Source organism: Vibrio misgurnus (genome assembly GCF_029635775.1).
Lineage (GTDB): Bacteria > Pseudomonadota > Gammaproteobacteria > Enterobacterales > Vibrionaceae > Vibrio > Vibrio chanodichtyis.
In genome coordinates, this window is the sequence record NZ_CP113241.1 from 1,970,533 (window position 1) to 1,985,493 (window position 14,961).

Genomic DNA, 14,961 nt, shown 5'->3' on the forward strand with positions numbered 1-14,961 from the left:
GACTCGCGCTGCCATCAGACACAGTGAATATTAGTAAGCGGCAGGATCGGCCTTTTGGTCTGTGACTTCTAATGTATTCAGAAGGTTGGTAAGTAGGCTGGAAGCACCAAACCGGTAATGACGGCTATCGGCCCAATCGCTACCGAGAATCTCATCGGCCATCGCCAGATATTGTTGGGCATCTTGTGCAGTGCGTACCCCGCCAGCCGGCTTAAAACCTACCGTTTTCGCAACGCCCATATCGCGGATCACTTCCAGCATCAGGCGAGCATATTCTGGTGTCGCATTGACAGGGACTTTACCGGTTGAGGTTTTGATAAAATCCGCACCCGCTTCAATACAAATTTGCGATGCTTGTTTGATCAGCGCAGCTTGTTGCAGCTCACCGGTTTCGATGATCACTTTCAGCAGCACCCGCTCACCACAAGCCGCTTTGCACTGTTTCACCAGCTCAAAACCCACTTGTGGATTGCCAGCCATAAGCGCACGATAAGGGAATACCACATCCACCTCATCAGCGCCGTAAGCCACCGCTGCTTTGGTTTCAGCTACTGCAATCTCAATATCATCATTACCGTGTGGAAAATTAGTCACTGTCGCGATACGGACCTCAGGCGTGCCTTGTTCACGCAGTGTCTTCTTAGCAATCGGAATGAAGCGAGGATAAATACAGATGGCGGCGGTATTGCCGACTGGACTTTTCGCGTCACGACAAAGTTGGATCACTTTGGCATCGGTATCATCGTCATTCAGGGTCGTCAGATCCATCAGTTTAAGTGCACGTAGAGCTGCTACTTTCAATTCGCTCATTTCTCTCTATCTCCGATCAATATAGTCATCTATTTTACTGCTTAGTCGATTCTTGGTTCGCTAAACAGCCACAAATAAACGGACTTGGTTCCTTGAAGACTTGGTGCTCAAGCACCAATTGCAATCCTTGTCACCGCACAGTACCCGTTTGGGTCACCGGTTGTATCGCCATCACTACAGTATAGAGGTTTGCGGCTAGACGGTAGTGATACGCGAGGAGCAAACGGTTTGCATCTCAAAAAAAATGGGCCAATATTTTACGCTAACCCATTGTTGAATAATGGTCTAAGTTCGAAAACTCACCAGTGATAGGTGAAATCGCCATCGAGCTAGCCCACAAATAAAACACCCCGCAGCAATCACTTGCTACGGGGTGTTTTTAAACGTGTCTATCGCATTGTTGCTCTAAACTCTATCTCTAATGATTAGAAAGAGAGGAAGAAACCAGCGATAGTCGCCGCCATCAGGTTAGACAGCGTACCAGCAATAACCGCTTTAACACCCATGCGTGCGATATCACCACGACGCTTAGGCGCCAGGCTACCCAGACCACCCAATAGGATTGCGATAGAAGACAGGTTAGCAAAACCACACAGAGCAAACGAAATGATCGCTTTGGTTTTTTCTGACAGCACCGCTGGTGCAGCATCAGTCAGATAAGGAGCAAACTGCGAGTAAGCAACAAATTCGTTAGCCACGGTTTTCAGACCGATAAACTCACCCGCTACAGTTGCTTCATTCCAAGGCACACCGATCAGGAACGCTAGTGGCGCAAACACCCAACCTAACAGCATTTCTAATCGCAGCTCAGGCATGCCGAACCAGCCACCCACGCCACCTAGCATACCGTTGATCAGAGCAATCAGACCAATGAAGGCAATCAGCATCGCACCCACGTTCAGCGCCAGTTGCAGACCAGCAGAAGCACCGCCTGCCGCAGCATCGATAACGTTAGCTGGTTTGTTATCACCACCATCCATTACCACATCTTCGTTTTCGAGTGGCTTTTCAGTTTCTGGCATGATCAGTTTTGCAAACAGCAAACCACCTGGAGCCGCCATGAATGACGCCGCAACCAAGTATTCAATCTTAACGCCCATAGAAGCGTAGCCCGCCAGTACACCACCAGCGATAGAAGCCAAACCACCACACATCACCGCAAACAGCTCAGACTGAGTCATTTTTGGTACAAATGGACGCACCACTAATGGTGCTTCGGTTTGACCAACGAAAATGTTCGCTGCTGCAGACATTGATTCTGCGCGTGAAGTGCCGAGGGCTTTTTGCAAACCACCACCCAGAATGCGAATAACCCACTGCATCACACCCAAGTAGTACAAAACAGAGATCAGCGCAGAGAAGAAGATCAGCGTTGGCAATACGCGGAATGCGAAAATAAAGCCGCCGCCGCCAAACACTTCAAACATCTTGCCTGATACCAGTCCGCCAAACAGGAACGAAGTACCATCGTTACCGTAGTTAATGACGTTAGAGACGGCATCCGAGAAGCCACGTAGTAGCTCTTGGCCCCAAGGAACATACAAAATGAATGCACCCAGTGAAAATTGGATAGCGAAAGCGCCACCCACGGTTCTTAAATTGATAGCTTTACGGTTACTTGACAGAAGTACTGCGATTCCCAGCAGAACTGCCATGCCGATTAGGCTCATAAACAGGCTCATGGTTTATGACTTCCTTATTAGTTTAATGTTGGCGTGTGACAAAATGGAGCGATTAAGCGGGGGCAATTATACCCATGGGCACTGGGGGAAAGTAATGCCAGACTCACAGTTTTGGATAAGATTCATCACGCATTCACCAATTTCTGTGATGGGCATCATGCTTTTTGTTAGAGTTACGCAAAATAACCACATGTTTTTGAGATTTTATTTACACAAACCAAACAGGTTTTGACTGGTTTGCCACAGAATTGGCGCAATCGATTCCTCAGCAACGCCTTTTAACTTCGCCAATGTGGCTAAGACTAAACGTAATTGAGCGGGGTGATTCGCCTCTCCTTGCCAGCCATTGAGCGGCATATCTGGCGCATCGGTCTCCAACACTAAGTGCTCGGTGGGTAAAGCGGCGATCGCTTGGCGCGTTTTATTGGCTCGCGGATAAGTGATAACCCCACCCACCCCGATTTTAAAGCCTAAATCAATAAACTGCTGCGCTTGTTGCAAGCTGCCAGTAAAGGCATGTAGCACACCGCCCTGCTGAAAACGCTGCTGTTTCAATAACTGCAACAATCGGTTATGCGTACGCCGACTGTGTAAAATCACTGGTAACTTGGCTTGGGTAGCAATAGCTAGTTGGGCAATCAACATCTGTTGTTGCAACTGAGCATCCACCTCTATCGCATCATCCAAACCACACTCGCCTAGCGCCACACAAGCGGCATCTGCATGGCTCAGCGCGGTTTCTAATTCAGCTAAATGGGTAACCGAATCTCGATTTAAATAGAGCGGATGAAAACCTAAAGCGTAAGAAATGCTGGATGGAAAACGCTGGGCAAGCTCGGCTACCTGGTGCCAATTTTGCGGCCCAATCGCAGGCACCAGCAGATGTTTAACCCCTTGCTGAGCCGCACGTTGCAGCGCCCTTTCTGGTGCGCTGACGAAGGGGGCAAAATCAAAATGGCAATGAGTATCAAATAACGGCCACACCGTTGAATTAACCCTCTTCACGTTTAAAGACTAACTCAGTCGGTGTCGACTCTTCGGCAACAAAATAATAGCCTGCGCTGTTAAAAGCCTGTAACCCCTCAATCGAATCAATTCGATGTTCAATGATGTAGCGTGCCATCATGCCGCGCGCTTTTTTAGCAAAGAAACTGATAATCTTATATTGCCCCTGCTTGGCATCTTTGAAAATCGGCGTGACAATTTGAGCGTTTAAACGCTGTGGATTAACCGCTTTGAAATATTCATTCGATGCCAAGTTGACTAATAACCGATCCCCTTGCGCGTGCAGCGCCTGATTGAGCTGCTCAGTAATAATATCGCCCCAATAATGATATAAATTGGTGCCCCGTGAATTGGCCAATTTGGTGCCCATCTCTAGCCGGTAGGGCTGCATCAAGTCAAATGGACGCAGTACGCCATATAAACCAGAAAGCATGCGCAGGTGTTGCTGAGCATAATCCAAATCGCTGGCCGATAAGGTTTGCGCGTCTAACCCGGTATACACATCGCCCTTGAAAGCAAAAATCGCCTGACGCGCATTGTCCAAGCTAAAGGTTTCACTCCACTCAGCAAATCGTGCCACATTGAGTCCGGCGATTTTATCGCTCACGCTCATCAGAGCGGCAATCTCACTTGGTGATAAAGTGCGACAAATCTCAACTAAAGCGGCAGCATGGGAAACAAGCTCAGGCTGGGTAAACGTTGAGCTAGCAACCGGTGAGGCATAATCGAGGGTTTTCGCCGGAGAAACAACAATCAGCATAATAATTCCTATGGTTCAATTGAACTTATGTTTGGCCGGAGGTCGCGGTGACGGCGCGCCTCGCCAGATCATTTCGGCAAGCATAAGCAGACTAAAATAGAGTACAAAAAAAGCCATGCACTGTCTGCATGGCTTTTTCAATTGCTCGCATCGGAGATCTCGATGTTGATCTCTAGCTAGAATGCTTTGTTTCTACGATACTTTTTGGTTATCCCAAATCCCATCTTCAAGTTGAGACTTCAACTCTGGATAGTCATTCGCATCGAAGGTCGGCACTTTACCTGCATTTAATTGGCGGTTGTAATCTTTAGCCAGCTTAATCACTATGCTAGAGAGCAGCAAAATCGCCACTAAGTTGACAATTGCCATCAGCCCCATCGACACATCCGCCATCGCCCATACGGTCGGCAGAGTGGCCAGCGATCCAAACATCACCATGCCTAAGAACACTAAACGAAACAGCACTAAGCCTTTTTTGTTGTTATGTTCCAGGAAAACCAAGTTAGTTTCTGCGTACGAGTAATTAGCAATGATCGAGGTAAAAGCGAAAAAGAAAATCGCAAAGGCAATAAAAATGCTGCCCCACTCACCGACTTGTGAGCTTAATGCGCGCTGAGTCAACTCAATTCCAGTCAACTCACCGTGCGGCACATATTCACCTGAAACCAAAATAATCGCCACGGTTGCCGTACAGATCACCACCGTATCGATAAACACGCCCAACATCTGCACATAACCCTGTGAAGCTGGGTGTGGAGGATAAGGCGTCGCGGAAGCTGCAGCATTAGGCGCCGAACCCATACCCGCTTCGTTAGAGAACAAACCACGCTTAACACCATTGATCATGGCTTGTGCAATCGCATAGCCAAGGCCGCCGGCTGCCGCCTCTTGTAACCCGAAAGCACTTTTGAAAATCAGGCTAATCGCACCAGGCACTTTATCGAAGTTAATCACGACCACAAACAGAGCAATCGCCAAGTAAGCAAATGCCATGAAAGGCACGATCAGCTCTGCGGTACGGGCAATTTTGCGAATGCCACCGAAAATCACGAAGCCACTGAGTAGCACCAGCGCTAGCCCCACCGCGATAGGCTCAAGGCCAAATGCGGTTTTCATCGCCCCCGTAATCGAGTTAGCTTGCACCGCGTTAAACACTAAACCAAACGCAATAATCAAGAAGATGGAGAACAGTACGCCCATCCAACGCATACCCAGCCCTTTTTCCATATAGTAAGCGGGGCCGCCGCGGTAATTGCCATCTTTATCACGGGTTTTATACAGCTGTGCCAACGTGCTTTCCGCAAAAGAGGTCGCCATCCCCAGCATGGCAATCAGCCACATCCAGAAAATCGCCCCAGGGCCACCGGCGGTTAAAGCAACGGCCACCCCGGCCATATTCCCTGTACCAACCCGAGCCGCTAAGCTGGTGCATAAAGCTTGGAAAGAAGAAATACCCGCATTATCGGCTTTACGGCTGTTTTTTAGCACGCTAAACGTATGGGTAAAATGACGAAATTGGATAAAACCCAATCTCAATGTGAAATAGATACCAACCCCAACTAATAGGTACACCAGGATGGAGCCCCATAGTAGGTCATTCATTAAATTAATTAAGTCTGTCACAGGAACCTCGTCTTGAGTGATGGGCTGCTTTTACTCCGATGAGTAAAAGTTTCTGTTACACGGATAGGCTATTAAAATTATCTTTTTGCCGTGCACTCGTAGCGCCATTGAGCAAATAAAGGCCCTCAATAGCACCCAGCCTGTTTTTTGACGAGCGGATAATGCAATCTCAACCCACAAAAATCAATATGAACATAATTTCGTTAAAATGTTATTTTTCACCTTAGAATCACGCTCTCATAACATAAGCAAACCATTTAAGCAACAAACCAGACACAATATAAGAGTAAAATAATCACAACAGAGCTCACTTATTAACCACCAACTACGGGTTATACAAACGAAATCTCACCCCCTGAGAATCAGACGATTTCTATTTATCCCAATATCTACCGATAAAATAAGCCGACATTTTGCGATCGTCTGCACAAAAAACAAGCTAAACCATGACCAGCGACTAAAAGAATAACATTTAAGCAACACAGCAAACGGAGCAATTTAATCGTTTGCGCTTATCTTTAGGTTACTATTTCATCAAAAAAAGTACTGCAAAATGTGAAATTCCATTTAAAAACCAACCAAAGCTTCATTAAATCGAAACAAATGAGAAATAAATCATAGTTACGCTTCGCTAAGGTGTGCTATTTAGAAAGCACTCAGGGAATGATGACCATCTAGTGAGGCTATTTATGGACGAACTACGCTTTGATGAACTATTAGAACTCGAATTCTCCAAAATCCGTCACACCCGCACCAAACCTGTCAAACGGATGTGGCGAGAAATCGAAGCAATTCGAGATCGAAAACGGCTAGAAAAAGAGCTGTTAGAGATGGATGTGTGTCTCGAGCTGCAAGACATCACCATTTAATTAACCACTCAACCGCGACTGACGATTGCTCCACTTAAATGGATTCGGATTCACTTGTGCGCACTCGGTGAGCCAAATGGGCATAACGCTCAGCAATCGTGTCACCAAATACAGGATCATCCAGGTTTTCCTGCCATTGAGCTTCGACACTTCGCCAATCATCATCACTGAAACTTTGCCGGATCAGCGGTAAAATCGACTGCTCCTCCAGCTCAAGATGCTGAGTCTGCTGATCGATAAAGGTTTGCAATAATTCCACCAACACCGCCTGAGGAACCACAGCGTCATGTAAAATCATCACCGTGACTTCTAAAAACTGCTGGCTCATTTGCGCTAAAGCTTGATGCTGCTGTGCAAGATTGGCGACCAGCGGATCAGCATAGTGCGCCAGATAATAGCGGTACAAAATATCTTCTTTGGGATGATGTACTTGCTCACTATGGGTAGCTAAATAGTCAATCATCTCTTTCAGCAGGCGGTAGTTAATCGGCTGCTCATTTTTCACACGCGCTAATTTTTGGCCTAACATCGACAACAAACGCACCATGTAACGGTGTTCACGCTGGATCTGCTCCATCATCATCGGTTCAATCTCCCTATCATACTAGGCAACAGTGTAGAGATGGATCGCGATGCCAGCTTTGAGGCGGATCGAAAAAACGCCAACCGAATTAGATCACCTACGGTAGCTGCCACTCGATAGGAGCCATGCCTTGCGCTTGTAATAACTGATTGGTTTGTGAAAAATGCTGACAACCGAGAAAGCCTCGATGTGCAGAGAGTGGCGACGGATGAGGAGCCATTAACACATGATGACGCTGACGATCGATGCGTTGTCCCTTCTTCTGCGCATGTGAGCCCCACAGTAAAAAAACCAACCCACTACGCTGCTGATTAAGCACATCAATCACATGATCAGTAAAGGTTTCCCAACCAGTTTTGGCGTGAGAATGGGCCATTCCTTGCTCGACAGTGAGTACAGTGTTGAGCAACAGCACGCCTTGCTGTGCCCAACTTTGCAGATAACCGTGTGGTGGAATTTGAAAGCCAGCAATATCTTGCGCGAGCTCTTTATAAATATTGATCAGAGAGGGTGGCGTTTTAATCCCCGGTAATACGGAAAAACATAGGCCATGTGCCTGATTTGGCCCGTGGTAAGGATCCTGACCCAAAATCACCACTTTAACATCGCTAAATTCAGTGAAGCGAAACGCGTTAAATACATCCTTGGCGGGGGGATAAATCACCTTACCAGCTTGGCGTTGGCTTTCGACAAATTGCAGGGTTTGTTGAAAATACTCCTGCTGCTTTTGCTGGCCAATCACATCATGCCAAGTGAGAGATTGAGACATATCAATACCTTAAAATTCAATTTTCCTACCGCATTGTATACCCAAATTAAGCACAGTTGCAGACGAGTGTGTAACCTTGTCACAGATCACACACTGAATAACACAAGCGAATGGTATGAACGGCAAGTTCAATCCAATCTTGAAAACAACAATAGCCTTATCAATTAATGCGGTTTTGGTGGTGGCGCCCTGTGATGGCCTTGTCCATTAACATGTCGATTAGGCACCGGACGACGAGCGGCAGGTCGGGGGGCGGGGGAAATTGAATTGGGGAACGAATTCATAACAGCATCCTTCTGACAAACTGGCACGGATCATGAAGAAAGAAATATGCCAAATCTGTGAAACTCACCAATTAATTAAACTTTTATTGTAAAAATTTCCGCAAAGTTGCGATCTCCATCGCCCAGAGTTCTGGATCAATCGTTTCTAGAATCAAAGGGATACCATTAAATCGAGCATCCTGTGCAATATATTCGAAACACTCCCAGCCAATCTCGCCCATGCCGAGTGAATGATGGCGATCGACTCGGCTGGCTAACTTGCTTTTTGAATCATTAATGTGCATCGCACGTAAATAGTGCATACCGACCACGCGTGCAAACTCAGCAAACGTCTCATCGCATGCCGCTTTTGTTCGCAGATCATAACCCGCGGCAAAAGTATGGCAGGTATCCAGACACACCCCAACACGCTGCTTATCTTCAACTTGCTCAATAATCGCGGCTAAATGCTCAAAGCGCCAACCAAGGTTACTGCCCTGCCCTGCGGTATTCTCGATCACGGCGACAACATTCGGCACCGCCCGATGTGCTAAGTTAATTGACTCAGCAATCAAGGCTAAACACTCCTGTTCTGAAATCTGTTGCAAATGGCTACCGGGATGAAAATTGAGTAAGCGCAAGCCAAGTTGATCACAGCGCTGCATCTCATCAATAAACGCCGCGCGTGATTTGGCTAATTTTTCTGGCTCAGGAGCACCTAAATTGATCAAGTAAGAGTCATGCGGCAAAATAGCTTCGCTGGTGAATCCCCATTTAGCACAGTTGGCTTTAAATGCCCGAATAGTACTTTCTTCCAGCGGCTTTGCTGCCCATTGGCGCTGGTTTTTAGTAAATAGAGCAAAGGCATTGGCACCGATTTCATGCGCACGCATTGGCGCAAGCTCTACACCACCCGACGCCGAAACATGTGCCCCAATTAACTTCTCATACATAATGTTGCTCTCATTGTTACTTAATCACTGCCGACTTTCATTGCATCGAGCTAACTTGCTGATTTTGTCTATTCTAAGTCAAACCACATCACAAAAATGTAGTAATTTAACAACAAATTTGAATTTAAAAATTTTTTAATCATTCAAATAAATGTAATTACTGTTATTTTTAAAACATTTATTGATACAAATCAAAAATAAAAGTCCGATTCGAAAGTGCAATCTTGTGGTTTATTGACTTAAATCAATATTTAAAATGTGGACATTTGCTATATAATAGCCAGCTCAACAAGATCTGAAAATTAACACCAATAATACCACTTCAATGTGGACTAGGAGAAAGTGATGATCCAAGGTATCCAAATTACTAAAGCAGCCAACGACGACCTATTGAACTCTATCTGGTTGATCGATAGCGAAAAGAATGAAGCACGCTGCGTTGCTGCGTTGCAAGGCTACACAACTGATCAAGTGGTTAACATTAATGAACTAGGCCAGTTCGAGTGTCGTGAAGTGGCGATCGAAACCACACCACGCATCGAAGGTGGTCAACATCTAAATGTGAACGTATTACAACGCGAGACTCTTGAAGATGCGGTTGCGCATCCAGAGAACTATCCACAACTGACTATTCGTGTTTCAGGTTACGCAGTGCGTTTCAACTCATTGACTGCAGAGCAGCAGCGCGACGTTATCGCACGTACTTTCACTGAATCTCTGTAATTCAGCAATCCGTACTCCGGTTACTCAAACGGTGCTCAATGAGCACCGTTTTTTTTATCTCTAAACACTAGTCAGGCGAAATGAGTTTCACCTGACTAATTTTTGTCTGACTAACTTTGACCTTACCGAATAACGCGGCTCACCGCGATGATTGCATCCCGATTAACAGGGCTCGTAAAGCCGTAAAGTCTGCATCCAACTCTTGAGACAATAGATCGAGCGCCGCATGCTTAGCCAACGGTGCCGGCAGTTCAATATCCGTAGCTAAAATCTCATCCACCACCTCTTTAAATTTGGCCGGATGGGCAGTGCACAGGAAAAGCCCAGTCTCTTGCGGCGCAAGCTGCTCGGTAAGCAGCTGATAAGCAATCGCACCATGCGGCTCACATAAGTAGCCTAACTCATACAACTGCTGTACCGCTTTGGCACTTTGCTGATCAGAAACCGCACCTTTGCCTAAGGTTTCCAAGCCCCAGCCCATACGCTGACACAGCTCTTCAATCCGAGGCCAGTTATTAGGCTGACTGACATCCATCGCATTGGATGTCGTGGCAATGGTCGGTTTCGGTTCCCAACGCCCGGTGGTTAAGTAGCGTGGCACCGTATCATTAGCATTGGTCGCCGCAATAAAACGTTTTACCGGTAAGCCTAACGCTTTAGCCAGCAAACCGGCGGTTAAGTTACCAAAATTGCCACTCGGGACTGAGATCACCAAATTTTCACGCTCAGCCTTGCTCATCTGCGCAACCGCTTCAAAGTAGTAACAGATCTGCGCCATTAAACGGCTAATATTGATCGAATTCGCCGAATTTAAGCCAATTTGTTCACGCAGTTGCGCATCATCAAACGCTTGTTTAACCAAGGCTTGGCACGCATCAAAATCACCATCAATCGCCACGGTATGGATGTTGTTACCCAGTGTGCAAAATAACTTTTCTTGCAGCGGACTGATTTTACCTTTGGGATACAAGATCACCACATTGATATCTGGCATACCATAGAACGCGTGCGCTACCGCCGCACCGGTATCCCCCGATGTTGCGGTTAAAATAGTGATTTTTCCGCCATTAGAAACCGCCGCCAAAGATTGCGCCATAAACCGGCCACCAAAATCTTTAAATGCCAAGGTCGGACCATGAAACAGCTCTAACGCATACACCCCTTGCTTAACTTTTTTGATCGGAGCGGGGAATTGAAACGCAGCATCGACCATAGCACGAACTTTTTCAACCGGCAGTTCATCACCAATCAAAGCAGCGAGAATCTTGCTACTACGTGACACGAAATCTTCCGCGAGCAGTGCATCAATATCATCAAATTTCGGCAAATGTGCCGGAAAAAACAGTCCTTGATTACGGCCTAATCCTTGACGAACCGCTTGGCCAAAAGAGACTTGCTCATCATTTTGTTTTATGTTGTACAGCTTCATAACTCACTTCCTGTTCGTTTCGAGCCTTGCTTGTCTAGCCGACAAATGTGCACGAATCCTTGTTGATTTTGAACATAATTTTGCTCAAGCCAGCTGGCGATACGCTCAGCAACGGCTTGTTCTTTACATACGCTAAATAGGGTTGGGCCACTGCCTGAAATTCCGGTGGCTAACGCTCCAGCGGCTGCTGCATAGCTACGCGCCTTGGCAAAACCGGGCAGCAGTTTCTCACGGTAAGGTTCTGCAATCACATCTTTGATCATTTTGGCGGCTAATTCAGGCTGCTGGGTATGACAAGCGTGAATAAAGCCCGCCAAATAGCGACCGTGCGCCACAATATCTTGCCGGCGATACTGAGCCGGCAAAATCGCGCGTGCCTCTGCGGTTGAGACTTTAATCCCCGGATAAGCCATCACCCAGAACCAATCATCAAAACTTGGTACTGATTGACTGATAATACCGAGCTCTTCGAGCATCAACTGTACGCCACCTAAATAGCAAGGCGCGACATTATCATAATGAATACTGCCGGAAATCTGCCCTTCCATTTCGCCCATCAGTGCCAACAGTTCGGTTTGATCAAGCGGGTTGCCATGAAATTGGTTGAGCGCATCCAAAGCCGCCACAATCGAACAAGCACTAGAGCCGAGCCCTGAACCAATCGGCATATTTTTTTCCAGCGTCATGATCAACGGTTTCAGCGGCAGCGCTTTTTTGTCTAGCTCACGGGCAAAGACTTGCCAGCAATCATACACAATATTCTGCTGGGGATGGCTCGGTAACTTATCGACAAAGCGACCCACCGTTTTCAGTTCAAAAGGTTGCGCACCATGCTCAACCTTAACCCGATCGCCAAGCAGTGAACCATCGATCGGTGACACTGCCGCTCCCAATACATCAAATCCAACACTGACATTACCAATCGATGCCGGAGCGTAAACCACAACACTCATGTCACTTGAATCCATGTCACTTGCACTCATCTCTGTTAAACCCCTAATTTCCAACCCAGTGTACGCATGACATCGGAGAAAACCCCAGCGGCGGTGACTTGTGCTCCGGCACCATAGCCACGCAATACCAGTGGGATCGGTTGATAGTAGCGACTGTAAAACGCCAAGGCATTTTCGCCATTTTTAACTTTGAACATCGGATCGTGCTCATCCACCGCCACAATTCGCACTTGGCATTGGCCATCTTCAATTTGCGCCACGTAACGCAACACTTTACCCTGCGCTTTGGCTTCAGCAACCCGAGCTGCAAATGCCGCATCGGCTTCGGGTAAGCGCGCCATAAAGGCTTCAACACTGCCTGAAGCATCAAAGCCGGCAGGCAATGCGGGTTCAACATGCACATCACTCAGCTCCAACTCATAACCGGCTTCCCGCGCCAAAATGAGCAATTTACGCGCAACATCCATTCCCGATAGATCATCACGTGGATCAGGTTCAGTAAAACCTTTCTGTTTAGCCAAGTTAGTCGCTTGACTCAAACTCATGCCCTCATCGAGTAAGCCAAACATAAACGACAGCGAGCCAGAAAGAATCCCACTGAATTTTTCTAGCTCATCGCCTGCCGCAATCAGGTTTTGTAAGTTTTCAATCACCGGTAAACCTGCGCCGACGGTGGTTTCATACATCAATTTACGTCGTGAGTGACGCGCCACCTCACGCAGTTGATGGTAATAGCTCATGCTGGCCGTGTTGGCTTTTTTATTCGGCGTCACGACATGAAATCCAGCCGCGAGTAAATCCGCATACTGGTTCGCAATCTCATCACTGGCGGTACAATCGACCAATACCGGGTTAATAATATGATGACGCTGCACTAGGTCAGTTAAGTGGGCAACGCTGACCGGCTGATCAGCATTGATCATTCGATCGCGCCACTGCTCAAGCGCTAAGCCAGCACTATCCACCAACATTCCTTTGCTATTGGCCAAGCCACATACCCGCATGATGATGCCTTTTTCTGCCAATTTGGTTTGTTGACGTTGAATTTGATCAACCAACTCGCCACCGACGCCACCGACTCCGATCACGAACACATCTAAAAAGTGTTTCGAGTTAAACAGGTTTTCATGACACGCTTTGATCGCTTCTGCAATCTTATCGTCTGGGATCACTGCCGAAATGGCGCGCTCTGAAGAGCCTTGTGCAATGGCAATCACATTGACGTGTACTTCAGCCAAAGAGGCAAAGAATTGTGAGGCTACACCACGCGAAGTGCGCATCCCATCACCCACCAGCGTGATAATCGCCACATCATCGACAAACTCAACCGGCTCTAATAAGCCATCTTTGAGTTCCAGTTCAAAAGCTTCAGCCAGCGCCTGCTGAGCCAATGCTTTATGCTGTCCATCAATACAGAAACTGATGCTGTATTCGGAAGAAGACTGGGTGATCAGTACAATCGAGACATCTGCCGCTGACATCGCGCCAAATACCCGACTCGCCATGCCAACCATTCCTTTCATTCCCGGCCCTGACACATTGACCATGGTCAGATTGCTCAGCGTGGTGATGCCTTTGATCGCCAGCTTATCTTCACCGGTATCCTGACCAATCAGCGTACCAGCACCTTGTGGATTAAAGCTGTTTTTGATCAGACACGGAATTTGGAATTGGGCAATCGGCGCGATGGTTTTAGGGTGCAATACTGATGCACCAAAGTAAGAAAGCTCCATCGCCTCTTGATAACTGAGTGATTTCAGTAAACGCGCATCATCAACCAATCTTGGGTCACAGTTGTACACGCCATCGACATCGGTCCAAATTTCACAGCAATCCGCACGCAAGCAAGCCGCCAAAACAGCCGCTGAATAGTCAGAGCCGTTACGTCCTAAACAGACCAATTCACCTTGCGCATTACCGGCGGTAAACCCCGGCATAATGTTGACGTGCCGCTGCGGCAGTGGTGAGTGTCGAAAACGCTGAGTCGAAGCTTCAACATCGACCATTGCTTCAAGATAGTCGCCTTTGGCTAATAAATATTGCACCGGATCAATCAGATTAGCCGGTAAACCTTTGGCTTCAATCACCGCTTTCATCAGTTGAATTGAGATCCGCTCACCTTTACTGATGATCCGTGCATTGGCATTATCAGGGCACATACCAAGCAGGGTAATACCTTGTACAAACTGACGCAGTTGGCACATGGATGCCTGTACTTGAGCGTTATAAGCCGCCATTTCTAAATTGGGCAGTTGCTGATGGAGACCATCGCGCAACGCGTAAAATGCCTCTTCAAGCTCAACAATTTGTGCTTCTACTTCACCACGGCACAAAGCGCTCTCAATCACCGCCACCAGCTTATTGGTGGTTTTACCTGGTGCCGACAACACCACCGCCACCTCTTCTTGCTGTGCATTATTGGCAATAATGTCTGCCGCGCGCAAAAAGCGCTCTGGATCGGCCAATGATGAACCACCAAACTTTAATACTCGCATCCCTTCCTCCAAACGTATTTAAAACTGGTATAAAAAAAGGCCTG

General features: G+C 47.2%; 13 protein-coding genes and 1 other annotated feature (1 of these 14 only partly in view). Of the genes, 2 read left to right on the plus strand and 11 right to left on the minus strand.

Going from position 1 to position 14,961, the window contains the following annotated elements; all coding sequences use genetic code 11:
• Nucleotides 1-30: 30 nt before the first annotated feature.
• The 5 genes from deoC to OOK74_RS09050 all read right to left on the minus strand — a co-directional run bounded on the left by deoC (nucleotide 31) and on the right by OOK74_RS09050 (nucleotide 5,880).
• Nucleotides 31-810 (minus strand): deoxyribose-phosphate aldolase, encoded by a 780-nt coding sequence (gene deoC / locus OOK74_RS09030; protein ID WP_274722779.1) that lies wholly within the window; start codon nucleotides 808-810, stop codon nucleotides 31-33.
• Nucleotides 811-1,235: 425 nt separating this feature from the next.
• Nucleotides 1,236-2,492, minus strand: a complete 1,257-nt coding sequence (locus OOK74_RS09035; protein ID WP_274722780.1) for a NupC/NupG family nucleoside CNT transporter — start codon at nucleotides 2,490-2,492, stop codon at nucleotides 1,236-1,238.
• A 204-nt stretch (nucleotides 2,493-2,696) separates the two neighbouring features.
• Entirely contained in the window at nucleotides 2,697-3,476 is a 780-nt protein-coding gene (locus tag OOK74_RS09040; RefSeq protein WP_278182637.1) for a TatD family hydrolase, read from the minus strand.
• Between the two features lie 7 nt (nucleotides 3,477-3,483).
• Nucleotides 3,484-4,257 carry a peroxide stress protein YaaA gene (gene yaaA, locus OOK74_RS09045; protein WP_274722782.1) on the minus strand — a complete coding sequence of 258 codons (774 nt, stop codon included), beginning with the start codon at nucleotides 4,255-4,257 and terminating at the stop codon, nucleotides 3,484-3,486.
• A gap of 192 nt (nucleotides 4,258-4,449) precedes the next feature.
• The gene (locus OOK74_RS09050; protein ID WP_274722783.1) at nucleotides 4,450-5,880 is read right to left on the minus strand and encodes an alanine/glycine:cation symporter family protein; all 1,431 of its coding nucleotides are present in this window, start codon (nucleotides 5,878-5,880) and stop codon (nucleotides 4,450-4,452) included.
• Between the two features lie 689 nt (nucleotides 5,881-6,569).
• On the opposite strand from OOK74_RS09050, the gene OOK74_RS09055 reads away from it, so the two are divergent.
• On the plus strand, nucleotides 6,570-6,749 hold the full coding sequence (locus OOK74_RS09055; protein ID WP_166014428.1) for a DUF3545 family protein: 180 nt from the start codon (nucleotides 6,570-6,572) through the stop codon (nucleotides 6,747-6,749).
• Nucleotides 6,750-6,783: 34 nt separating this feature from the next.
• On the opposite strand, the gene OOK74_RS09060 is transcribed toward OOK74_RS09055, so the two are convergent.
• The 3 genes from OOK74_RS09060 to nfo form a co-directional block, all read right to left on the minus strand.
• Nucleotides 6,784-7,332, minus strand: a complete 549-nt coding sequence (locus OOK74_RS09060; protein WP_278182638.1) for a hemerythrin domain-containing protein — start codon at nucleotides 7,330-7,332, stop codon at nucleotides 6,784-6,786.
• 97 nt (nucleotides 7,333-7,429) lie between these two features.
• The gene (gene ung, locus OOK74_RS09065) at nucleotides 7,430-8,101 is read right to left on the minus strand and encodes a uracil-DNA glycosylase (RefSeq protein ID WP_278182639.1); all 672 of its coding nucleotides are present in this window, start codon (nucleotides 8,099-8,101) and stop codon (nucleotides 7,430-7,432) included.
• Nucleotides 8,102-8,468: 367 nt separating this feature from the next.
• Nucleotides 8,469-9,317: a deoxyribonuclease IV gene (nfo, locus tag OOK74_RS09070; protein ID WP_278182640.1), complete on the minus strand. Its 849-nt coding sequence runs from the start codon at nucleotides 9,315-9,317 to the stop codon at nucleotides 8,469-8,471.
• 345 nt (nucleotides 9,318-9,662) lie between these two features.
• Here nfo and grcA point away from each other — a divergent pair, with 345 nt between their 5' ends.
• A complete protein-coding gene (grcA, locus tag OOK74_RS09075) occupies nucleotides 9,663-10,040 on the plus strand; it encodes an autonomous glycyl radical cofactor GrcA (RefSeq protein ID WP_278182641.1) in 378 nt (125 codons plus the stop codon).
• 139 nt (nucleotides 10,041-10,179) lie between these two features.
• On the opposite strand, the gene thrC is transcribed toward grcA, so the two are convergent.
• From thrC to thrA, 3 genes are read right to left on the minus strand one after another with little or no spacing between them, the layout of a single operon-like run.
• Nucleotides 10,180-11,469, minus strand: a complete 1,290-nt coding sequence (gene thrC / locus OOK74_RS09080) for a threonine synthase (RefSeq protein WP_278182642.1) — start codon at nucleotides 11,467-11,469, stop codon at nucleotides 10,180-10,182.
• Nucleotides 11,466-12,422 (minus strand): homoserine kinase, encoded by a 957-nt coding sequence (gene thrB / locus OOK74_RS09085; RefSeq protein ID WP_278182643.1) that lies wholly within the window; start codon nucleotides 12,420-12,422, stop codon nucleotides 11,466-11,468. Before thrB ends, thrC begins: the two co-directional genes overlap by 4 nt.
• A 35-nt stretch (nucleotides 12,423-12,457) precedes the next feature.
• On the minus strand, nucleotides 12,458-14,917 hold the full coding sequence (thrA, locus tag OOK74_RS09090; RefSeq protein ID WP_278182644.1) for a bifunctional aspartate kinase/homoserine dehydrogenase I: 2,460 nt from the start codon (nucleotides 14,915-14,917) through the stop codon (nucleotides 12,458-12,460).
• A 30-nt stretch (nucleotides 14,918-14,947) separates the two neighbouring features.
• Nucleotides 14,948-14,961, minus strand: a sequence feature (Thr leader region); it runs 106 nt beyond the window's last position.